This window comes from Mesorhizobium wenxiniae (assembly GCF_002284535.1).
Taxonomy (GTDB): Bacteria; Pseudomonadota; Alphaproteobacteria; order Rhizobiales; family Rhizobiaceae; genus Mesorhizobium; species Mesorhizobium wenxiniae.
Map to the genome: position 1 here is coordinate 998209 of NZ_NPKH01000020.1, position 19930 is coordinate 1018138.

At 62.2% G+C, this 19930-nt stretch carries 22 protein-coding genes and 1 pseudogene; 12 read left to right on the forward strand and 11 right to left on the reverse strand.

Annotation, left to right across the window (positions count from 1 at the left end; all coding sequences use genetic code 11):
* Positions 1–131: 131 nt before the first annotated feature.
* From pth to CIT31_RS15225, 6 genes are all read left to right on the forward strand, one after another.
* Positions 132–863, forward strand: a complete 732-nt coding sequence (gene pth / locus CIT31_RS15200) for an aminoacyl-tRNA hydrolase (RefSeq protein WP_095519192.1) — start codon at positions 132–134, stop codon at positions 861–863.
* A 3-nt stretch (positions 864–866) separates the two neighbouring features.
* Positions 867–1430, forward strand: coding sequence for a hypothetical protein (locus CIT31_RS15205; RefSeq protein ID WP_095519193.1), 564 nt, complete (start codon positions 867–869; stop codon positions 1428–1430).
* Between the two features lie 77 nt (positions 1431–1507).
* On the forward strand, positions 1508–2611 hold the full coding sequence (gene ychF / locus CIT31_RS15210) for a redox-regulated ATPase YchF (RefSeq protein ID WP_095519194.1): 1104 nt from the start codon (positions 1508–1510) through the stop codon (positions 2609–2611).
* A gap of 221 nt (positions 2612–2832) precedes the next feature.
* Positions 2833–3807, forward strand: coding sequence for a magnesium/cobalt transporter CorA (gene corA / locus CIT31_RS15215; RefSeq protein ID WP_065011947.1), 975 nt, complete (start codon positions 2833–2835; stop codon positions 3805–3807).
* 122 nt (positions 3808–3929) lie between these two features.
* A complete protein-coding gene (locus tag CIT31_RS15220; protein ID WP_095519195.1) occupies positions 3930–4391 on the forward strand; it encodes a MaoC family dehydratase in 462 nt (153 codons plus the stop codon).
* Positions 4388–4858: a MaoC family dehydratase gene (locus CIT31_RS15225; protein ID WP_095519196.1), complete on the forward strand. Its 471-nt coding sequence runs from the start codon at positions 4388–4390 to the stop codon at positions 4856–4858. The genes CIT31_RS15220 and CIT31_RS15225 overlap by 4 nt, the downstream gene beginning before the upstream one ends.
* Before the next feature lie 203 nt (positions 4859–5061).
* Here the strand turns inward: CIT31_RS15225 and CIT31_RS15230 are convergent, their stop codons facing one another.
* The 4 genes from CIT31_RS15230 to petA all read right to left on the reverse strand — a co-directional run bounded on the left by CIT31_RS15230 (position 5062) and on the right by petA (position 8662).
* A complete protein-coding gene (locus CIT31_RS15230; protein ID WP_095519197.1) occupies positions 5062–5607 on the reverse strand; it encodes an adenine phosphoribosyltransferase in 546 nt (181 codons plus the stop codon).
* A gap of 211 nt (positions 5608–5818) precedes the next feature.
* Positions 5819–6691 (reverse strand): cytochrome c1, encoded by an 873-nt coding sequence (locus CIT31_RS15235; RefSeq protein WP_095519198.1) that lies wholly within the window; start codon positions 6689–6691, stop codon positions 5819–5821.
* Positions 6692–6780: 89 nt separating this feature from the next.
* A complete protein-coding gene (locus CIT31_RS15240) occupies positions 6781–8085 on the reverse strand; it encodes a cytochrome b (RefSeq protein WP_095519199.1) in 1305 nt (434 codons plus the stop codon).
* 16 nt (positions 8086–8101) lie between these two features.
* Positions 8102–8662, reverse strand: coding sequence for a ubiquinol-cytochrome c reductase iron-sulfur subunit (gene petA / locus CIT31_RS15245; protein ID WP_029349928.1), 561 nt, complete (start codon positions 8660–8662; stop codon positions 8102–8104).
* A 313-nt stretch (positions 8663–8975) separates the two neighbouring features.
* Here petA and CIT31_RS15250 point away from each other — a divergent pair, with 313 nt between their 5' ends.
* Positions 8976–9332: a cupin domain-containing protein gene (locus CIT31_RS15250; protein ID WP_095519200.1), complete on the forward strand. Its 357-nt coding sequence runs from the start codon at positions 8976–8978 to the stop codon at positions 9330–9332.
* Positions 9333–9472: 140 nt separating this feature from the next.
* Here CIT31_RS15250 and CIT31_RS15255 read toward each other — a convergent pair whose 3' ends face one another.
* Together CIT31_RS15255 and CIT31_RS15260 are read right to left on the reverse strand one after the other, a co-directional pair.
* Entirely contained in the window at positions 9473–10090 is a 618-nt protein-coding gene (locus CIT31_RS15255; RefSeq protein ID WP_095519201.1) for a cupin domain-containing protein, read from the reverse strand.
* 263 nt (positions 10091–10353) lie between these two features.
* Entirely contained in the window at positions 10354–10710 is a 357-nt protein-coding gene (locus tag CIT31_RS15260; RefSeq protein WP_245316259.1) for a hypothetical protein, read from the reverse strand.
* Between the two features lie 178 nt (positions 10711–10888).
* Between CIT31_RS15260 and CIT31_RS36055 the strand changes: the two are divergent.
* The 3 genes and pseudogenes from CIT31_RS36055 to CIT31_RS15270 all read left to right on the forward strand — a co-directional run.
* Positions 10889–11179 (forward strand): annotated as a pseudogene (locus CIT31_RS36055) (winged helix-turn-helix domain-containing protein); the annotation flags it as partial.
* A 72-nt stretch (positions 11180–11251) separates the two neighbouring features.
* The gene (locus tag CIT31_RS15265; RefSeq protein ID WP_245316262.1) at positions 11252–12577 is read left to right on the forward strand and encodes a tetratricopeptide repeat protein; all 1326 of its coding nucleotides are present in this window, start codon (positions 11252–11254) and stop codon (positions 12575–12577) included.
* Positions 12577–13209, forward strand: a complete 633-nt coding sequence (locus CIT31_RS15270) for a tetratricopeptide repeat protein (RefSeq protein WP_095519203.1) — start codon at positions 12577–12579, stop codon at positions 13207–13209. The genes CIT31_RS15265 and CIT31_RS15270 overlap by 1 nt, the downstream gene beginning before the upstream one ends.
* A 367-nt stretch (positions 13210–13576) precedes the next feature.
* On the opposite strand, the gene CIT31_RS15275 is transcribed toward CIT31_RS15270, so the two are convergent.
* The 4 genes from CIT31_RS15275 to CIT31_RS15290 all read right to left on the reverse strand — a co-directional run bounded on the left by CIT31_RS15275 (position 13577) and on the right by CIT31_RS15290 (position 18182).
* Positions 13577–13891, reverse strand: a complete 315-nt coding sequence (locus tag CIT31_RS15275) for a DUF6665 family protein (RefSeq protein ID WP_029349917.1) — start codon at positions 13889–13891, stop codon at positions 13577–13579.
* A 30-nt stretch (positions 13892–13921) separates the two neighbouring features.
* Positions 13922–15805, reverse strand: coding sequence for an ABC transporter ATP-binding protein (locus CIT31_RS15280; RefSeq protein ID WP_095519204.1), 1884 nt, complete (start codon positions 15803–15805; stop codon positions 13922–13924).
* 66 nt (positions 15806–15871) lie between these two features.
* Complete coding sequence (locus CIT31_RS15285; protein WP_095519205.1) at positions 15872–17746, reverse strand: ABC transporter ATP-binding protein; 1875 nt, start codon at positions 17744–17746, stop codon at positions 15872–15874.
* On the reverse strand, positions 17730–18182 hold the full coding sequence (locus CIT31_RS15290) for a hypothetical protein (RefSeq protein ID WP_095519407.1): 453 nt from the start codon (positions 18180–18182) through the stop codon (positions 17730–17732). Before CIT31_RS15290 ends, CIT31_RS15285 begins: the two co-directional genes overlap by 17 nt.
* A gap of 416 nt (positions 18183–18598) precedes the next feature.
* Here CIT31_RS15290 and CIT31_RS15295 point away from each other — a divergent pair, with 416 nt between their 5' ends.
* Positions 18599–19057, forward strand: a complete 459-nt coding sequence (locus tag CIT31_RS15295) for a tRNA (cytidine(34)-2'-O)-methyltransferase (protein ID WP_095519206.1) — start codon at positions 18599–18601, stop codon at positions 19055–19057.
* A 171-nt stretch (positions 19058–19228) separates the two neighbouring features.
* Entirely contained in the window at positions 19229–19675 is a 447-nt protein-coding gene (gene soxR, locus CIT31_RS15300; protein WP_095519207.1) for a redox-sensitive transcriptional activator SoxR, read from the forward strand.
* Here soxR and CIT31_RS15305 read toward each other — a convergent pair.
* Entirely contained in the window at positions 19672–19929 is a 258-nt protein-coding gene (locus tag CIT31_RS15305) for a hypothetical protein (RefSeq protein ID WP_095519208.1), read from the reverse strand. The genes soxR and CIT31_RS15305 overlap by 4 nt on opposite strands.
* Position 19930 lies beyond the last annotated feature (1 nt).

The following is a 19930-nucleotide window of genomic DNA, read 5'->3' on the forward strand; positions in this document are numbered from 1 at the left end:
GGGCGAATTTCGGATTCTAAAGGCCACACTAGCAACCATGAGGTTCTAGTGTGGTTTTTGGATTTGAAGTTCCTGAACGTTGATGCCTTCAAAGCGGCAGGAACTTCAAATCCACCACACTAGAGGTGACGATGCTGCTGTTTGCAGGCCTCGGCAATCCGGGCGCGAAATACGCCAACAACCGGCACAATGTCGGCTTCATGGCGGCGGACGCAATCGCCCGCCGCCACTCCTTTTCCCCCTGGTCGAAGAAGTTCCAGGGTCTGATCGCCGAAGGTGCGCTTGCCGGCGAAAAGATCATCCTGATCAAGCCGCAGACCTTCATGAACAATTCAGGCCAGTCGATCGGCGAAGCGCTGCGCTTCTATAAGCTCACTCCCTCGGCGCTCACCGTCTTCTACGACGAGATCGACCTCGCCGACGGTAAGGTCCGCGTCAAGACCGGCGGCGGCGCCGGCGGTCACAACGGCATCCGCTCGATCGACGGCCATGTCGGCAACGCTTACCGCCGCGTGCGCATCGGCGTCGGCCATCCCGGCGTCAAGGAATTCGTCCAGCATCATGTGCTTGGCGATTTCGCCAAGGCCGATCGCGAATGGGTGGAGCCGCTGCTCGACGCCATCGGTGATCATGCCGACTTGATCGTGAGGGGTGATGAGGCCGGCTTCATGAACAAGGTCAGTGTTGCCGTCCAGCGAAAGACCGGCGTCGTGCCCAAGCCGGAAAAGCCCGGGCAAAAACAACAGGGTGCAAAACAGCAGAGCCACGTCCGTCAGGCGCGGCCGCAGCAGCCGGCAGTCAAGCTGCCCGAAACCGGCCCGATGGCCGCCATGCTGAAGAAGCTGTTTGGCGGCAAGGATTAGGCCATGGACATGGATGACGTTCAGGAATTGGTCCGCCGCGTCAGGCAGAAATATGTCGATCACTTCGTCTCAGCTGTCGGCGAACTTGCTGCCGGCAGCCAAGGATCGCTTGCAACCGAGGTCAAGTTCTCGAACGTCGATTCCTTCTATCGAAATTTGATCGCAGTTGACTTCGTTTCCAATGACGGACAGCCCAATCCGCAATTCATCAATAGCGATACCTATCTGAAGTTCTCTCCGGATATTCGCGCCGAGATCGGCGGAATGGACGTCTTCATATCGCCGTTCAAGTGGGACGAGGTCCATTTCAAGTTCGATACAAAGGATCTTGACGACGATCTCTTCGAGGAATGGTTTCGCACTTGGTTCGATATCGATGGCGAGCGCGAGACGATGGAAGTTGTCGGAAACATCATTCACAGCACGCAGTTGCACGATGGGCGGCTGACGGTTGATTTCGGAACCGCCGACGTCGACGCGTTCTGGCATCTCCTACAGATATTGAGCAAGTCGGGCGTTCCCTCGCTGGCCATAGGCACCGACGACATTGCGCAACCGTTGAACTGAATTGCGGCTTGACGATCGTCGGGGCTTTCGCCCATAGCCCTCATCAAATTTCGATTTCCCGATAGGAACGGATAAAAATGGGTTTCAAATGCGGCATCGTTGGCTTGCCCAACGTCGGCAAGTCGACGCTTTTCAACGCGCTGACTAGGACGGCGGCGGCGCAGGCAGCCAACTATCCATTCTGCACCATCGAACCGAACACCGGCGAGGTGGCGGTGCCCGACCCGCGCCTGCAGAAGATCGCGGCGATCGGCAAGTCGAAAGAGATCATCCCGACCCGCATCTCCTTCGTCGACATCGCCGGCCTGGTGCGCGGCGCCTCGAAGGGCGAAGGCCTGGGCAACCAGTTCCTGGCCAACATCCGCGAGGTCGACGCCATCGTCCATGTGCTGCGCTGCTTCGAGGATGACGACATCACCCATGTCGAGGGCCGCATCGATCCCGTCGCCGACGCCGAGACCGTCGAGACCGAGCTGATGCTCGCCGACCTGGACAGCCTCGAGCGCCGCATCGTGCAGTTCCGCAAGCGCGCTTCCGGCAAGGACAAGGAGGCGCTGACCGTGCTGCCGATGATGGAAGCAGCTCTTGAACTTCTGCAGGCCGGCAAGCCCGCCCGCATCCTGCTCAATGGCATTTCCGCGGAGGATCTGCGCATCCTGCAGGGGCTGAACCTTTTGACCTCGCACCCTGTGCTCTATGTCTGCAATGTCGCCGAGGCCGACGCCGCCACCGGCAACGCGCACACCAAGGCGGTCGAACAGATGGCTGCCGCGCAAGGCGCCCGCACCGTGGTGATTTCCGCGGCGATCGAAGCCGAGGTCGCGCAGCTCAGCGACGAAGAGGAAATAGAATTCCTCGCGACGCTGGGCCTCGATGAGCCTGGCTTGAACAAGGTGATCCGCGCCGGCTACGAGCTGCTGCAGCTCATCACCTATTTCACCGTCGGCCCGAAGGAGACACGCGCCTGGACCGTGCACAAGGGCGCCAAGGCGCCACAGGCGGCAGGCGTCATCCATACCGATTTCGAGCGCGGCTTCATCCGCGCCCAGACCATCGCCTACAACGACTTCGTCACGCTGGGCGGCGAAGTGGCGGCCAAGGAAGCCGGCAAGGCGCGCGACGAAGGCAAGGAGTATGTCGTCCAGGACGGCGACATCATGCTGTTCAAGTTCAACACCTGAGCTGACCGACGGCACGCCGGAAGCCATCACGGCCGCCGCTGCGATCACAGCCCTGTGCACGCCGCACGGGCCGTTTCCGCGCGGCTTGACTGCCCGCAATGCCCGGTCTAAGGGGCGTCTGCACCGGCCCGTGCTTTCGTCGAAAGCGCCTGTCCCGTGCAATCCGAAACGACGCGCCCGCTCGAACCCATCCTTTTGGCCTCAGCAAGGGAGACCCGGTGATGATCAAGGCATTCGTCGTGGACAATGATCGCCTGCGCCTCGCCGACGATCTCTTGGCAAACAGCGACAAGATCGTCTGGGCCGATCTTCTGAACCCGACAAAGGAAGAGGAAGCGGCCATCGAGGCCTGGCTCGGTGTTGCCATTCCGACGCGCGAGGAGATGGAGGAGATCGAGATTTCCAGCCGCCTTTACGTCGAGGACGGCGCCTATTTCATGACCGCCATTCTGCCGGCCCAGACCGAGGCCGACGATCCCCTGATGTCGCCGGTCACCTTCGTGCTGGCCGGCAACAGGCTGATCACCGTGCGCTATCACGAACCGAAGGCCTTCAAGACGTTTCCGCTGCGCGCCGAGAAGGTGGCGACCGGCTGCACCAGCGGCGACACCATCCTGATCGGCCTGCTGGAGGCGATCGTAGACCGCCTCGCCGACATTCTGGAGCGCGCCGGCCGCGACATCGAAACGATCTCGCGCGACATCTTCGAGGCACGCTCGACCAAGGTTTCCAAGCGCAACCGCGACTTCCAGGAATTGCTCAAGGCGATCGGCCGCAAGGAGGACATCGCCTCCTCGATCCGCGACAGCCTGATTTCACTGCAGCGGCTCGCCGGTTTTCTCGCCCACGCCTCGACCCAGACCAAGATGAGCAAGGACATCCGCGCGCGCATCAAGACCTTGTCGCGCGATGTGCTGTCGCTCGCCGACCACGCCACCTTCCTGTCGCAGAAGATCAACTTCCTGCTCGACGCGACGCTCGGCATGATCTCGATCGAGCAGAACGCCATCATCAAGATCTTCTCCGTCGCCGCAGTCATCTTCCTGCCGCCGACGCTGGTCGCTTCGATCTACGGCATGAATTTCGACATCATGCCCGAGCTCAAATGGCAGCTCGGCTATCCCTTCGCCATCGGCTTGATGATCGTGTCGGCGATCCTGCCTTTCTGGTATTTCCGCCGCCGCGGCTGGTTGTAGCTTCTATTCCGTTGGGCGCGATGGCCTGGCGCACCAGAAATTACTTGACCAAATTGCGCCCTGCCTGCATCCGGGAACCCCGATCCGTGGCGATCGTACAAACTTGAACCGGATTCCAGACCATGACCGGAAAGACCTGGGCCTATGAGGATTTCGTCGAGGGCGCCTCGCTTGACCTCGGGACGAAGCTGGTGAGTGCGGCCGAGATCATCGAATTCGCGCAAGAGTTCGATGCGCAGCCGATGCATCTCGACGAGGCGGCGGGCAAGGCCAGCATCCTTGGCGGGCTGTCGGCCTCCGGCTGGCACACTTGCGCGATGTTCATGCGCATGCTGTGCGACGCTTTCCTGCTGGACTCGACCTCGCAAGGCGCCCCCGGCGTCGACCAGGTCCGGTGGAAAAAGCCGGTGCTGGCCGGAGACATCTTGCGCGGCAACACCACCGTCCTTGCCAAGCGCCTGTCCAGGTCCAAGCCCCACCTCGGCCTCGTCACCCTGCGCAGCGAGCTTTTCAACCAGCGTGGCGAAGGCGTCTTCGAACTCGAGAACACCGTCATGTTCCTGACGCGAGGGGCCAGCGCGTGAGCCTCGACGAGTTCTTCTGCATCGGCGTCACCGTCACGCTTGGGTCGCATACATTCGAACCCGAGGCGATCAAGGCGTTCGCCAGGAAATACGATCCGCAAATATTCCACCTCGACGAAGAGGCGGCGAAGAAGAGCGTATTCGGCGGCCTGTGCGCGTCGGGCTGGCACACAGCTGCAACCTGGATGAAATTGAACCTCGAGGCCGGCGTGGAGGCCGGGGGCGCCCGCTGGGTCGGCGCAGGACCCGCACCCGAATTCGGCCCCTCGCCCGGTTTCAAGAACCTCAAATGGCTGAAGCCCGTCTATGCCGGAGAAACCGTGACCTTCACCCGCACAGCGCTTGCCCACCGCCCCATCATGTCACGGCCGGGGTGGCGGCTGCTCACGCTTCGCTCGGAGGCCTTCGATTCGACCGGGGACAAGGTCATCGAATTCGAAAGTGCCGTGCTGGTGAAGGTGGGGTGAGCTTTCCTTCTCCCCTTGTGGGAGAAGGTGGATCGCGCGAAGCGCCAAGACGGATGAGGGGTGTTGGAAGAAATGATACGTCTAAAAATCCAATGATTGGAAGCGCTTACGCCTTCAGCGCTGCGATCGGTTCAACACCCCCCATCCGACCTCGCTTCGCGACGCCACCTTCTCCCACAACAAAGGGAGAAGGAAAAAGCGTATCAATGCCCTTCGAATCCGATCAGCGTCCTGACCGGCACGCCGAGCGCTTCGAGCTTCTCGCGGCCGCCGAGGTCCGGCAGGTCGATGACGAAGCAGGCGGCGAGGATGTCGGCGCCGATCTGCCGCAACAGCTGGACCGCCGCCGCCGCCGTGCCGCCGGTGGCGATCAGGTCGTCGACGAGGATGACCTTCTCACCCGGAGACACGCCATCCCTGTGCATCTCCATCTCGTCCAGCCCGTATTCGAGGCTGTAGGCGACGCGCACCGTCTCGTAAGGCAGCTTGCCCTTCTTGCGGATCGGCACGAAGCCGGCCGATAGCTGATGGGCGACAGCGCCGCCAAGAATGAAGCCGCGCGCCTCGATGCCGGCGATCTTGTCGACTTTCTGGCCGGCATAGGGATGCACCAGCTCGTCGATGGCGCGGCGGAAGGCGCGCGCATTGCTTAGCAGCGTGGTGATGTCGCGAAACAGGATGCCCGGCTTGGGATAGTCCGGAATGGTGCGGATCGCGTCAAGCAGCGTGTCTTCGAGCGAAGGTTTCATGGGGCGGCTCTCCGGGCATTCGTCCGATTCGACTTGAAGACGTGAAAAGGAACTCCGGCCGATCGTAACCCGGCGCGGCCGGCGACGGCTACCGCGATATGGCGGCTGGAAGAAAATTGTCCGGCAAAGGACTGGGCCGGCGGTCTTCGGAGGCAGCGTTCGGAAATGCAAAAGGGCGCCTTTCGACGCCCTTTCGATCTGGTGGCGTAGCTCAGTGCGCCACGCCGGCCCACACCTTGCGCTTGGTCAGATAGACCAGCGCGCCGAACAGCAACAGGAAGACCAGCACGCGAAAGCCGGTTTTCTTGCGGGCTTCCAGATGCGGCTCGGCCGCCCACATCAGGAAGGCCGACACGTCGCGGGAATACTGGTCGACCGTCTGCGGCGCGCCGTCGTCATAGGTTACCTGGTCGTCGGAGAGCGGGTTGGGCATCTTCAGCGACACGCCGGCTATGAAGTACGGATTGTAGTGCGTGCCTTCCGGTATCTCCATGCCCGCCGGCGGCTGCTCGTCATAGCCGGTCAGCAGCGAGTGGATATAGTCGGGACCGCCCTGGGCGTATTGCGTGAAGATGTCGAAGACGAAACGCGGAAAGCCGCGCTCGACGCCGCGCGCCTTGGCCAGCAGCGACATGTCGGGCGGGGCAGCCCCGCCATTGGCGGCCGCTGCTGCCTGATCGTTGGGGAACGGCGCCGGGAAATAGTCTGACGGTATGCCGGGACGATCGAACATGTCGCCGGCATCATTGGGACCATCATTGATCGTGTACTCGGCCGCCAGCGCCTTGACCTGCGCTTCTGAATAGCCAAGGTCTTCCAGCGTGCGGAACGCCACCAACTTCATCGAATGGCAGGCCGCGCAGACTTCCTTGTAGACCTTGAGCCCGCGCTGCAACTGCGCCTTGTCGTAGGTGCCGAACGGCCCGGCGAAGCTCCAGTCCATCTCCTTGGGCTCATGTATCGGGAAATGCGTCGGCGCGGCTTCGTTGTGCGCCTCCTCCTGGGCGATCGCCCCTGTGGTCGCGGCCGCAGTGCCTGCCAACACAAGGGCGAGCAGCGCCAGCGAGGTGAGAATCTTCTTCATATCAAATCCCCTTGAGATTCTCTGCCGCGCTGTCGTCGTCTCGACCATCATCTTGTCCGAAAACCGGTCTCCACTTTTCGGGGTCATGCTCAGCCCTTGGTTTCCGGTGCGGCTGCCGCGTGAGCCGGGTGCCCGCCACCGCCATGCTTGTTCTTCTCGAGCACCGCCTCGGTGATCGAATTCGGCAACCGCCGCGGAGTCTCGATCAGGCCAAGCACCGGCAGCGCGACCAGGAAGAAGGCGAAATAGAACAATGTCGCCATCTGCGCCATGAAGACATAGCTGCCTTCAGCCGGCTGCGAACCCAGCCAGCCGAGCAGGACGGCATCGATCACGAAGAGCCAGAAGAACAGCTTGTACCAGGGCCGGTAGACCGCCGAGCGCACCTTCGAAGTGTCGAGCCACGGCACCAGGAACAGCATGGCGATGGAGCCGAACATCGCGAGCACGCCGCCAAGCTTGGAGTTGATCGGCCCGATATTGAAGGTGATGGCGCGCAGGATCGCGTAGAACGGCAGGAAGTACCATTCCGGCACGATATGGGCAGGCGTCTTCAGCGGGTCGGCGACGACGTAATTGTCGGGATGGCCGAGAAAATTCGGCAGGTAGAAGACGAAGTAGGCGAAGATGAACAGGAACACGAGCATCCCGAACGCGTCCTTGATGGTCGCGTAGGGGGTGAAGGCGACGGTATCGGTTTTCGACTTGACCTCGATGCCGGTCGGGTTCGACTGGCCGACCACATGCAGCGCCCATATATGCAGCACGACGACGCCGGCGATCATGAACGGCAGCAGATAGTGCAGTGAAAAGAAGCGGTTCAGCGTCGGGTTGTCGACGGCGTAGCCGCCGAGCAAAAGCTGCTGGATCCAGTCGCCGACCAGCGGGATGGCGCTGAAGAAGCCGGTGATGACGGTCGCGCCCCAGAACGACATCTGCCCCCAGGGCAGCACATAACCCATGAAGCCTGTCGCCATCATCAGCAGATAGATGATGCAGCCGAGTATCCATAGAAGCTCGCGCGGCGCCTTGTAGGAACCGTAGTAGAGACCGCGGAAGATGTGGATGTAGACCGCGACGAAGAAGAACGACGCGCCGTTCGAATGCATGTAGCGCAACAGCCAGCCCGAATTCACGTCGCGCATGATCTTTTCGACCGAATCGAAGGCGAGAGTGCTGTCCGCCGCATAATGCATGGCCAGCACGATGCCGGTCAGCATCTGCGCCGCCAGCATGAGCGCCAGGATGCCGCCAAAAGTGTACGCGTAGTTGAGGTTGCGCGGCACCGGATAGGCGACGAAGCTGTCATAGACCAGCCGCGGCAGCGGCATGCGGGCGTCGAACCAGCGTCCGATACCGGTCTTGGGCGTGTAGGTCGAGTGTCCCTCGCTCATCGAAATATCCCTTAGCCTAGCCGATACGGATCTTGGTGTCGGAAATGAACTGGAACACCGGCACCGTCATGTTCTCCGGGGCCGGCCCGCCGCGGACGCGTCCGGCCGTGTCGTATACCGAACCGTGACACGGGCAGAACCAGCCGCCGAACTCGCCTTCCTGGCCGAGCGGAATGCAGCCGAGATGGGTGCAGACCTGGACCATCACTATCCAGGCCTCTTTGCCCGGCATGGTGCGGTTGGCGTCCGTCGCCGGCGCATCGGCCGGCAGATTGGCGTTGCGGGCGAGCGGATCCTTGAGCTGGGCCAGATTGACCGCCTCGCCGTCCTTCATCTCTTGTTCGGTGCGGTTGCGCACCACAACCGGCTTGCCGCGCCATTTCACGACAAGCGACATCCCCGGCGTCAGCGAGGAGACGTCGACCTCGACCGAGGCCAGCGCCAGCGTCGAGGCATCCGGGCGCATCTGGTCGATGAACGGCCAGGCGACGGCACCCGCGCCGACCACCGCCGCCATACCCGTGGCGACGTAGAGAAAATCACGACGGTTGGGATCCTGGATGTCGGTTGCGCTCACGGGTGCCTGATCCTTTCGCCTCTTCCGTGCCGGTGGCCGAGGCTTGTTCCCCGCTCTTTCACGCCAACCCGACAGCGCATGGCGAACAGGCTTGCGAATTCCTCCGGCAATTGGCCTTCGGTTTATGCGTGAAGCCCGTTTTTGTCCAGACGGGTGAAGGCACAAGGGCAGATTGTCGCGGGGACGCAATTCGACGTCGGGCGGCGTGGCGACGGGCACATGTCGAACACGCCGAAAACGACCGTAAATCAACCGCAAAGCAGCGCCTGCGTTTGCCTCGACAGAAGCCCCGGCCTCGGTCTATCCTCGGCTCATGGCGCATGTCATCGACCGCGACAAATGGGCCAAGGCGCCCGACCGCTGGCCCGACCATTGGCAAGGCGAGCTGCAGTGCGGCACCTACGGCTCCAAAAGCTGCCTGATCTTCAACTATCTGCAGGAGATCGGCGGCGGCGCGCGGCTGCACATGCATCCCTATTGCGAGATTTTCATCATTCGCACTGGCACCGGGCTGTTCACCGTCGGCGACCGGCAGATCGAGGCGTCGGCCGGCCAGATCCTGATCGTGCCGCCGAACACGCCGCACAAATTCACCAATATCGGCCCAGGCCCGCTGGAGACCACCGACATCCACGAAAACGGCAGCTTCATCACCGACTGGCTGGAGTAGACCATGATCCCGAAGGTCCGCGTCAGCGAAAAGTCGAACCGGTTTTCGGAATAATCGGGGGCAACTGGTGGTGTAAATCTGACGCTGGGGTGCCGCCTCAGCTCGTACCGAACATTCGCGCCACCCCGGGAAATGTCGTCTCAGTCGAGGCTGGCCGGCGACGAGAACGGCTGATTGGCGTCGACCACGAAGATGGCCAGCTCATCGAGATCGGTTGTGCCGGCGCTGAACACTTCCATCGGCGTGTTGGCCCCGTGTCCGGTCATGGCCTTGCCGGCTTCGGCGTAGGTTACGCCGTGGGGCGTTCTCTGGCCGAGCTTGCCGGCCAGCACATAGAAGGCCTCCGGTCCCGGATGCGTATGGATCGGCGTCTTGGCACCGGGCGCTCCGCCGGCGCGGTTGACGCGCAGCAAATACTCGCTGGCGCTGATCGGCGGAAGGGGTCCGATCTCGACGACCTTGGCTCCGCCGGGCGTCGAGCCATCCTTCGGCCCAAGCGTGAACAGCCAGACCTTGCCCGCGACCTCCGCCGCAAGCGAGGTCGGGCCGGCAGCGCTCTGGGCCTGCGCCAGCGTTGGGAAATTTTCCAGCCGCCAAAACAATGGTCCGGGCGGCAGTTCCTTCAGCTTTTTCTCAACCACCGGCTCGACGGCGAATTTGCTTTCTGCCGGCATTGAGGCTGACGTCATCGGCCCGAAAGCACACAGTGAGAACAGAAGCACGCCAATACGGCGGGCGCTGAGAGAATGCGGCTTCATGGTCGGTCCTCCTTTGCATGGTCGTCCCCTCGACCCAATATTAGCTGCTACCCCAATATTAGCTGCTACTAAGATAGCATCTGTGCCGCCTTACGGCACGACCAAATTTCGGGGCACCCAGAGAGCGACTGCCGCCAAAGAGGTCGGATCGCACGAAGGTCCGCTTGTGGCGCGACCGCGCCGGGCACCGGCAATTCGGCTGCACTGTAAATGCCGGCTGCAGCAGACATCCTGGCACCGACGTGGTCATGACCCCGCAGCAGTCACACTGATCCGGGCGGCGCAAAGAAGCAGAAGACGGTGGCCTGCGTCGGGTAAAGGCAGATGTGATAGTTGCCGTCGCTCGACCTGATCTCGCTGCCGTACGGGATTCGGAAGCTCTGTTTTCGCGTCACCAGATGGTGGTCGCCGGGGAACAGCACTACGGCAAAACCATCCGGCGCTTCCGTCACTGAGTTGGCCGGGATCATCTGGCAATCGCCGAGGGCGCCATCGCCGTTGCAGCAGCTGGGCGGGTAGTACCATCCCGTTCCTGCATTGTGCGCGCTGACACCCGGCGAACAAAGAGCCCCGCCCACGAAAATGGCGGCAACGGTCGGCAGGGGACGGGGTCTCAGCATTGAACCGATTCCAAATCTTCGGAACGACTGAGACATTGGATCGTCGCCGCACCCAATGTAACGAACAACTGGTGATAGATCGGTGAAAATTTGCCGAAAACAAAGATGTTCCGTCACCATTCAAGCCTTTGCAGGAATCTGCTATAATAAATTGGAAATCCCCCGTGGGAGGCGGAGGATGGATTCCCGGGCTGCCCGGACATTCGCCATCAACGGCGTCATCGTCGATGTTGCCGGAGGGTTTGTGCGTGACCGGGAAGGGCGCGAGATCGCCCTCAGACCGCAGGCCTTCGACCTCCTGAAATATCTCTTGGAAAACGCCGGCCGACTGGTCACCAAAGATGAGCTGATGCAGGCAGTGTGGCCAGGCGTATTCGTGACCGACGACAGTCTGGTGCAATGCGTACGCGACATCCGCCGCGCGCTTCACGACGAGAGCCAGTCAGTACTCAAGGCCGTGCCGAAACGCGGATACAGGCTGGCGATCGTGGCCGCGGACCCGCCTTCGGCGCCGGTAAGGTGGAGATGGACCGCGGCGACTGTGGCGCTGGGCTTGCTGGCGGCAGGCGCAGTCTGGCTCTTCATGGGTCTCGCCATCGAGAAGCGTTCTGACACGGTCCTGCCATCCGTCGCGGTGCTGCCGTTTCAAGCGATCGGCGGTGAAGCAAGTGTGCAGCGTCTGGCCGGCGGGCTCACAGAGGATATCATTACCGATCTCGCACGGTTTCCGGAATTCCGGGTCATTGCCCATAACTCGACGGAAGTCTACGAAGGCAAGCCGGCCAACCCGACTGAGGTCGGTGCAGCGCTCGGCGCGGGCTTTGTGGTCGAAGGCTCGATTCAACGCCAAGTCGATCGCGTGCGGGTTACGGCTCAGTTCATCGACGCGAAGACCGGTAATCATCTATGGTCGAACCGGTGGGACCGGCCGGACCGGGACCTGTTTGCGATTCAGACGGAGATTGCCGAGCAGGTCTCCAACCGGCTTGGCGGCGGCGCCGGCCTGATCCAAGAGGCAGGCCGGATAACGGCGCATCGCAAACCTCCCGGCAACCTCAACGCCTACGAACTCTACCTCATCGGTACCGAGAAGCTGGAACAAATCAATCGCGCCGACGTCGAGGAAGCCATCAGACTTCTCAGCCGCGCCACCGAACTGGACCCTACGCTGGCCCGCGCCTGGGTGGAACTGCACCATTCGCATTCCGTGCTGGCCAGTTTCGACATCGACCCCGAAAAGAATCGACGTATCGCCGCCGAAGCCGCTAAACGTGCAGTCGCGCTCGATCCGGCCGATGCCGAAGCGCATGCCGTTCTCGCCCGGAGCCTGGTCGTAAAGGGCGATCTCGCGCGCGCCAAGGCGGAATTCGACGCTGCCCTGCGAATGGCTCCAAATCAGTTCGAGATCGTGACCTTTTATGTGCCTTGGGCTTCGACTTTTGGCGAGGCCGAGAGGGGCGCCGAAATGGCTGACCAGGCGATCCACCTCAATCCGAACTACCCGTTGTGGAGCACCAGGTTGTTTGCCCACGCCTATTTTGTGGTCGGCCGCTATGACGACGCGCTGCTAATGATGGACCGGTTGGCGCCGGAGAATTATGGGATCTGGGGATGGACATATCGCCCCGCCGCGCTGGCGGCAGTTGGGCGTACCGAGGAGGCGAAAACCCTGATCAGCGAGGCCCTTAAACGGTTCCCCGACCTGACCATCGAGGGAAGGGTGAACGAACCTCTTGTCAACACAGATGCGGACCGCAAGCGTCTCATGGAAACCATGCGCCTTGCCGGTTTCCCGCCCTGCGCCAGCCCCGAGCTACTGGCGAAGATCGACAAACCGGTGCGTCTTCCCGAGTGCCTTGCAAACTGATGGTCGTGGTTCGGGCGTTGGCGAGTTGGCAACGGCGCTCGCTATGCGCCACCCGGCAACGGCGAGGCGCAGGGAACGAGCTGCTACGGCAGTTCAGCCTCAAGGCGATCGAAGCGGATCCGAACGCCCAGTTCGGCTATATCGCGATGGCCTGGTCCTATCGCAATGACGCAGTTTTCTGGCACAAGCAGGAAAATAACCCCGACGAGGCGTTGAAGCACGCCGCCGAATACGCCGACAAGGCTCTCCAACTCGCTCCGGACGATGCCAACGCGCATTATGCCGGAGCCCGCATCCATACCGAAGCCGGAGAGGTCGAGCAGGCCATTGCGCGGTACGATCAGGCGATCGCCCTCAATCCCAGCGCCTCAAATGTCCTCGCCGGCAGTGCATCCCCGCTGCTCTTTGTCGGCCGAATCGACGAAGCTATCGATCGGATCAAGCAGGCGATGGGCATCGATCCTTTCCACCCTGATTGGTACCACTGGGACATGGGCTGGGCGCTCCGGGAAAAGAACGATTGCGAGGCCGCGCTGACGGCGATGCGGAAAATGTCCAGAATCCCCAGCGGCGCACACCGAATGCTTGCGGGGATCCACGCTTGTCTGGGAAACCAGCGGGAGGCAAAGTAAGCGCTTGCGGTTTTCCTCAAAGACTCGCCCGGCGACTCCATCAGCCAACAACGCAAGCAGTGGGAGAAGAATTACACCGCTCCCGGGAGCCTCGAGCGCTGGATCGGACACATGCGGTTCGCGGGCTTGCCGGAGTGACCGCGTATGCGGCCCGGCAGAAGACCGATTGGCCACTAAACCTTTGAAGTCTTAGGGCGTACAAGCGCTGATTGCGCTCAATGTAGGGTCATCCTTCGCAAGGAACATTGAGTGCGGGAAAGTCGGCAATCGGGCCGACTTGCGCCATAATGCGCTCGCACCCGAACTTCTGGAACGGGTCGAAATCGGTATTTCGTCTTCGGTACCATCAGGTTTTCAACACTATTGTCTATTTCGCGCCGAGCCTGGCCAGCACGGCCTTGGGGATGTTGTATTCCCGGATCACTGCGTCGTGCTTGCGCAAGCCGCACAATTCGCGCTGGATGAAATAGCCGTGGACCGCCTCCGCCGCGTCCCTGAGCAGCCGGGCACGATGTTCGCCATCGTCGCCATGTTCACGCAACCTCGCCAGCGTTTCATCCACGCGGCGGCCGGCACGGCCGAGCGCCGCCGCCTTTTCGCCGAGGATTTCATGGCCGAGCAGGTCGAGCGCGCTCTCCTGCGCTCCCGACCGTCCGAAATTCGATGGCATTCGCACCGACATCCTCCACTCCGGTTTTGCTGAATCCTGGGCCTACTCCGCCGGCCGCGTCTCCTCCAGCACGCTCTCCTCGTTGAACAGGAAGCCGCCGGACTGCCGCTTCCACAGCCGCGCATAGAGCCCGTCGAGCGCGACCAGTTCGTCATGCGTGCCTTGTTCGACGATACGGCCGCCGTCGAGCACCACCAGGCGATCGAGTGCCGCGATGGTCGACAGCCGATGCGCGATGGCGATGACAGTCTTGTTCTCCATCAGCCTCGCCAGATTTTCCTGGATGGCCGCCTCGATATCGGAATCGAGCGCCGACGTCGCCTCGTCGAGTATCAGGATCGGCGCGTCCTTGAGGAAGACGCGGGCGATCGCCACGCGCTGGCGCTGGCCGCCAGACAATTTCACGCCGCGCTCGCCGACAAAGGCCTCGTAGCCCTGGCGATCACGATTGTCGCGCAAATCGAGGATGAAGTCGTGCGCCTCGGCCTTCTTTGCGGCCGCGATCACCTCGGCGTCGGTTGCTTCGGGCATGCCGAGCTTGATGTTGTCGCGCAAGGAACGGTGGAAAAGTGCGGTATCCTGGCTGACGACGCCGATACTGGCGCGCAGCGAATTCTGCGTCACCTTGGCAACATCCTGCCCGTCGATGGTGATCTTTCCGCCCTCGAGGTCGTAGAGGCGCAGGATCAGATTGGCGAGCGTCGTCTTGCCGGCGCCGGATGGCCCGACAAGTCCGACCTTCTCGCCCGGCCGCACGACAAGGTCGATGCCGTTGAGCACGCCGAACCCCTTGCCGTAGTGGAACTCGACCTTCTTCACGTCGATGCGGCCGCCGACCACGACAAGCTCCCTGGCGTCGGACGCGTCGGTCAGGCCGTGCGGCTGCGAGATCAACGCTTTGGAGTTTTCCAGCACGCCGAGATTCCGCAGGATGCCGTTGAGCTGCATCATCAGTCGGCCGAGCAGCATGTTGAGCCGCAACACCAGCGACAGCGTGAAGGCGACGGCGCCGACTGTGATCGAGCCTTCGACCCAGAGATAGACCGCAAAACAGGCGATCGCGGTGATCATGATACCCGACAGCGTCGTCAGCGCCATGCGCACGCCGGTCAGCCTGCGGGTGAACGGCCGCAGCGCGTCGAGATAAATATCGAAACCGCTCCTGATGTAACGGTCGTCGCCATCGGCCGAGAACAGCTTCAGCGTCTGCACGTTCGAATAGGAATCGACGAAGCGGCCGGTGATCATCGAACCGGCCTCAGCTGTCTGCTCGGCATGCTTGCGGATCGCCGGCAGATAGCGCTTGGCCAGCCAGCCGAAGGCAGTGATCCAGATCACCACCAGCACCGCCAGCCTGAGATCGAGGCCGGCGACCAGCACCAGCGTCGTCACCGTATAGACGATCATGAACCAGACGACCTCGATGAAGCTTTCCATCAAATCGCCGGTCGCCTGCCCCGCCTGCCAGACCTTGGTGGCGATGCGGCCGGCGAAATCGTTCTGGAAGAAGTCGTAGGATTGGCGCGAGACATGGCGGTGCGCCTGCCAGCGCACCAGATTGTAGAAGCCGGGGGTGATCGTCTGCTCGTCGACCAGCGCCGCCAAGCCGACGACGATGGTGCGGATGACCAGCACCACGGCGGCCATGAAGACAAGTTCGGGACCGGCGGCGGTCCACAGCGCGTCCCAGCTGCGCTCGCCGGGGAGCTGGTCGAGAATGTCGACCAGCCTGCCGACGAAGTAGAACAGTCCGGCCTCGACCAGCGGCGCGATACCGCCGATGACCAGCATAGCGAAGAAGGCGACCTTCGCCTGGCCGACATAGTGCCAGAGGAAACCGCTGACGCTGATCGGTGGCCGAAGGTCCGCGGGCTCCCTGAACGGATAGACCCAGTTCTCGAACCAGCGATAGACGGCAATCATCATTCGGCGGCCATCATTCTGCTGCCCTCATTCTGCTGCCATCATTCTGCTGCCATCATTCTGCTGCCCTCATTCTGCTGCTTGACCCTTGATGATGGCATCGTTGGCGGCGGCACCGTCGTCGAGCAGGAAGCCGCCCGACTGGCGCTGCCAAAGCTGCGCATAAAGCCCGCCGGCGGCGACGAGTTCCTCATGCGAACCTTCCTCGATGACGCGGCCCTTATCCATGACGACGAGCCGGTCCATCGCCACGATGGTCGAGAGCCGGTGCGCGATGGCGATGACGGTCTTGCCCTGCATGAGTTTGTAGAGGTTCTCCTGGATCGCCGCTTCGGCCTCCGAATCGAGCGCAGACGTCGCTTCGTCGAGGATGAGGATCGGCGCGTCCTTCAGCATAACGCGGGCAATGGCAATGCGTTGCCGCTGGCCGCCGGACAATTTGACGCCGCGATCGCCGACGTGCGCATCGAAAGCCGTGCGGCCACTGGCGTCCGAAAGCCTTGATATGAAATCAAGCGCCTCGGCGCGGCGAGCTGCCTCGACCAGCATCTCGTCGCTGGCGTCCGGTCGGCCATAAAGGATGTTCTCGCGCACCGAACGATGCAGCAGCGAGGTATCCTGCGTGACCATGCCGATCTGGGCGCGCAGCGAATCCTGCGTCACCGCCGCGATTTCCTGGCCGTCGATCAGGATCTTGCCGCTCTCGAGATCGTAGAAGCGCAAGAGAAGGTTGACCAGCGTCGACTTGCCGGCGCCCGAGCGGCCGACGATGCCGACCTTTTCGCCCGGCTTCACCGTCAGCGACAGGCTTTCGATCACGCCCTTCTGTTTGCCGTAGTGGAAGCGGATGTCCTCGAAACGGATCTCGCCCTTGGTCACGGCAATATCCTTGGCCCCAGGCCTGTCTTCGACGAGGCGCGGCAGCGAGATCGAACTGATGCCGTCCTGCACCGTGCCGATGTTCTCGAACAGGGTGGACATTTCCCACATGATCCATTGCGACATCCCCCAAAGCCGAAGCACGAGGCCGATGACCAGGGCGACGGCGCCGATCGTCACCGCCTGGCCGAGCCACAGCCACAGCGAGATCGCGGTGACCGAAAACAACAGCAGCGAATTCAGGATGTAGAGCAGGCCGTAGAGCCGCGTCACCAGCCGCATCGACCGGTAAACGGTATCGAGAAAGCCGGCCATGCCTTCCCGCGCGAAGGACGCCTCGCGCCGCGCATGCGAGAACAGCTTGACCGTCTGGATGTTGGAGTAGCTGTCGACGACGCGGCCGGTCATGGTCGAGCGCGCATTGGCCTGCTCCTCGCCGACCTTGCCCAATCGCGGAATGAAATAGCGCAAGAGCAGGATATAGCCGGCAAGCCAGACGGCAAGCGGTGCCGCCAGCCGCCAGTCGGCCGAGCCGACAATGAACAGCATGCCGAGGAAATAGACCACGACATAGTTGAGCACGTCGATGAGCTTGATGACGCATTCGCGCACGGCGAGCGCCGTTTGCATCAGCTTGGTCGCGATGCGTCCGGCGAACTCGTCCTGATAGAAGGCCATCGACTGCTTGAGCAGGTAGCGATGCACCTGCCAGCGGATACGCATCGGATAGTTGCCCATCAGCGTCTGCTGGTTGAGGAGCGCATGGAACCAGACCGTCGCCGGCAGCGCGAAAACCACGATGAAAGCCATGCCGGCGAGCTTCCAGCCCTCGGTCTTCAGAAATGTCTCGCGATTCTGCGCCGACAGCCAGTCGACGATCCGGCCCATGAAGCCGAACATCCACACCTCGGCAAGGGCGATAGCCGTCACCAGCGTCGCATCGACAGCGATGTAGGGCCAGGCGCCGCGCGTATAGTGGACGCAGAAGGCGATCAGCGTCTTCGGCGGCTCGACCGGCTCCTCGGCAGGGAACGGATCGAGCCTTGTTTCAAACCAGCGGAACATTGTCTTGGTACTCATGTGCTTGTTTTCGCTCACGCGGCGCGGAGCGCGTGGCATCCTTGGAGCGCGTAGCGTCAAAGACCGGCGTCCCGGAATCACTCGGGCCGCCGGTCCTGCTTCGCGCAATATAGGATGTCGCGGGCTTTTCGCCGACAGGCTCGCTTGACGATCCTGACAGTGCTGTGTCGACGACCCGGAGTTTCGCGCTGGTTTTTGCGCCGGGCCGGATCAGCCCGATGATCCGGCGCAGCAGCGACGGCCGGCTGCGGTCGGGAACCGCGCGCGAGAAATCGACGTCCGGCAGCATGCCGCGATGTGGGCGCCGGCGGGTCTCGGCGTGAGCCGCAGACGAATAGGTTTCGCCGATCAAAAGCGCCCATGTCGCCATCCTGTGCTCGTGCAGGCTTCTTGAACCGGGAATTTTGCAGGGATCGAGCATCGGTCCGTCCTCCATGTGAAAATACAGAAAAAAGTCCGGCCTGTTCGCGGGCCAATGGCCGGCGAAAGGCAGGGATTGAACAGAGGCGTGTTCAGGCGGGGCGTTCAGCCCCTTCGACAGCTTGAAAAACATCGCAGGATTCCTTCGAAGGCCGAAAAGGGTTTCGGCTAAGAATCGGTGCGATCGAAGTCTAAAAGGTCAGGAGAATCGTCGTACCGAAACCGCCGGCAGGCTGGTAAGCCCACAAGAGGGGCGCTGGATGTACATGATCATCATGAATTACCCCTCCATCGGTTCGGGTTGACAATGCCCGGCGTATAATCGACTTCGCAGAAAATGACCACCCGCCAGTCCAGCAATTTCCAAAACCGCGAGCCTGCTGTGGCCGATCTGCCACTTATTAGAAGGATTCGGAAATGAACAACCGTCTCCGCATCGCGCTCTACCAGCCGGATATCGCCGGCAACACCGGAACAATCCTGCGCTTCGCCGCTTGCCTCGGCCTCGGCGTCGACATCATCGAACCGGCCGGCTTCCTGCTCTCCGACCGGGCGCTGAAACGGGCCGGCATGGACTATCTCGAACTGGCGGCGCTGACCCGGCATGTCGACTGGCACGCCTTCGAGAACTGGCGCAGAGGCGAAGCGCGGCGGCTGGTGCTGCTGTCGACCAGAGCCGCGAACGCCTACACCGATTTCGCCTTCGCCGACGCCGACATTCTTTTGTTCGGCCGCGAATCCGCAGGCGTGCCGGATCCTGTCCACGAGGCGGCGGATGCGCGACTGATCATCCCGATGCAGCCGGGCGCGCGCAGCATCAACGTCGCGCTGTCCGTCGCCATGGTGGCCGGCGAAGCGATCCGGCAGCTCGGATAGCATTCGCAGACCCTCAGTGGGCGCAGCGAACACGGCCGCTTTCTGGCCGACGAGCGCACCGTCTCTTGTCATTCTCACCCAGGCGCACATCGCCTTCTCCTGCGGTTTGCATATCAAGGGTTTCTTCGTTACAAGCTCAACTTAACTTGAGGTCAAGCAGAAAATCCCAAGATGGCTGCAGCAACGGAACTGACGGTCGGCCAGGTGGCGACGCGAAGCGGGGTGGCGATATCGGCGCTGCATTTCTACGAGGCGCGCGGACTGATCCGCAGCCACCGCACATCAGGCAACCAGCGGCGCTACGGTCGCGACGTGCTGAGGCGTGTGGCGATCATCAGGATCGCGCAGGAGGTCGGCATCTCGCTGGCCGAGATCGGTGCTGCACTTGAATCGCTGCCTGAGGGCCGCACACCGACGCGCGAGGACTGGAACCTGCTTTCAACGGCCTGGCGCGACCAGCTCGATCAGAAGATTGCCCAGCTGAAGAAGCTGCGCGACGGGCTGACCGACTGCATCGGCTGCGGCTGCATGTCGATCGACAAGTGCCCGCTGCGGAACAAGGAAGACCGATTGAGCGCCCAAGGCCCAGGAGCAAGGCGGTTGTTGGTCGCTCGTTAATCTGCCGCCGGCAATCGCCTGATGGTGAACTCGATGACGTCGCCCGGCCGCTCGAACCAGCTTTCGATCTCGGTCCAGTAGGCCTGCTTGGGAAAGCGCTCGAACCACTCCTTCGCCTTAAGCCGCGCATCGGAGCGCGGCAGGACGAAGGTCTCGCGCAGGAACCCGTCGCGTGGCATGCGCTCGCGCTTGGCGCGCGAACGGTCGAGCCTCTTCTTCAGGCCATCCAGCGGCGGTCTTGCCGGGGTGCGCACG

Coding starts and splice junctions, on each gene's coding strand:
- pth (WP_095519192.1), top strand. CDS start 132: ATGCTGCTGTTTGCAGGCCTCGGCAATCCGGGCGCGAAATACGCCAAC.
- CIT31_RS15205 (WP_095519193.1), top strand. CDS start 867: ATGGACATGGATGACGTTCAGGAATTGGTCCGCCGCGTCAGGCAGAAA.
- ychF (WP_095519194.1), top strand. CDS start 1,508: ATGGGTTTCAAATGCGGCATCGTTGGCTTGCCCAACGTCGGCAAGTCG.
- corA (WP_065011947.1), top strand. CDS start 2,833: ATGATCAAGGCATTCGTCGTGGACAATGATCGCCTGCGCCTCGCCGAC.
- CIT31_RS15220 (WP_095519195.1), top strand. CDS start 3,930: ATGACCGGAAAGACCTGGGCCTATGAGGATTTCGTCGAGGGCGCCTCG.
- CIT31_RS15230 (WP_095519197.1), bottom strand. CDS start 5,607: ATGAAACCTTCGCTCGAAGACACGCTGCTTGACGCGATCCGCACCATT.
- CIT31_RS15235 (WP_095519198.1), bottom strand. CDS start 6,691: ATGAAGAAGATTCTCACCTCGCTGGCGCTGCTCGCCCTTGTGTTGGCA.
- CIT31_RS15240 (WP_095519199.1), bottom strand. CDS start 8,085: ATGAGCGAGGGACACTCGACCTACACGCCCAAGACCGGTATCGGACGC.
- CIT31_RS15250 (WP_095519200.1), top strand. CDS start 8,976: ATGGCGCATGTCATCGACCGCGACAAATGGGCCAAGGCGCCCGACCGC.
- CIT31_RS15255 (WP_095519201.1), bottom strand. CDS start 10,090: ATGAAGCCGCATTCTCTCAGCGCCCGCCGTATTGGCGTGCTTCTGTTC.
- CIT31_RS15260 (WP_245316259.1), bottom strand. CDS start 10,710: ATGCTGAGACCCCGTCCCCTGCCGACCGTTGCCGCCATTTTCGTGGGC.
- CIT31_RS15270 (WP_095519203.1), top strand. CDS start 12,577: ATGGTCGTGGTTCGGGCGTTGGCGAGTTGGCAACGGCGCTCGCTATGC.
- CIT31_RS15275 (WP_029349917.1), bottom strand. CDS start 13,891: ATGTCGGTGCGAATGCCATCGAATTTCGGACGGTCGGGAGCGCAGGAG.
- CIT31_RS15280 (WP_095519204.1), bottom strand. CDS start 15,805: ATGATGATTGCCGTCTATCGCTGGTTCGAGAACTGGGTCTATCCGTTC.
- CIT31_RS15285 (WP_095519205.1), bottom strand. CDS start 17,746: ATGTTCCGCTGGTTTGAAACAAGGCTCGATCCGTTCCCTGCCGAGGAG.
- CIT31_RS15290 (WP_095519407.1), bottom strand. CDS start 18,182: ATGCTCGATCCCTGCAAAATTCCCGGTTCAAGAAGCCTGCACGAGCAC.
- CIT31_RS15295 (WP_095519206.1), top strand. CDS start 18,599: ATGAACAACCGTCTCCGCATCGCGCTCTACCAGCCGGATATCGCCGGC.
- soxR (WP_095519207.1), top strand. CDS start 19,229: ATGGCTGCAGCAACGGAACTGACGGTCGGCCAGGTGGCGACGCGAAGC.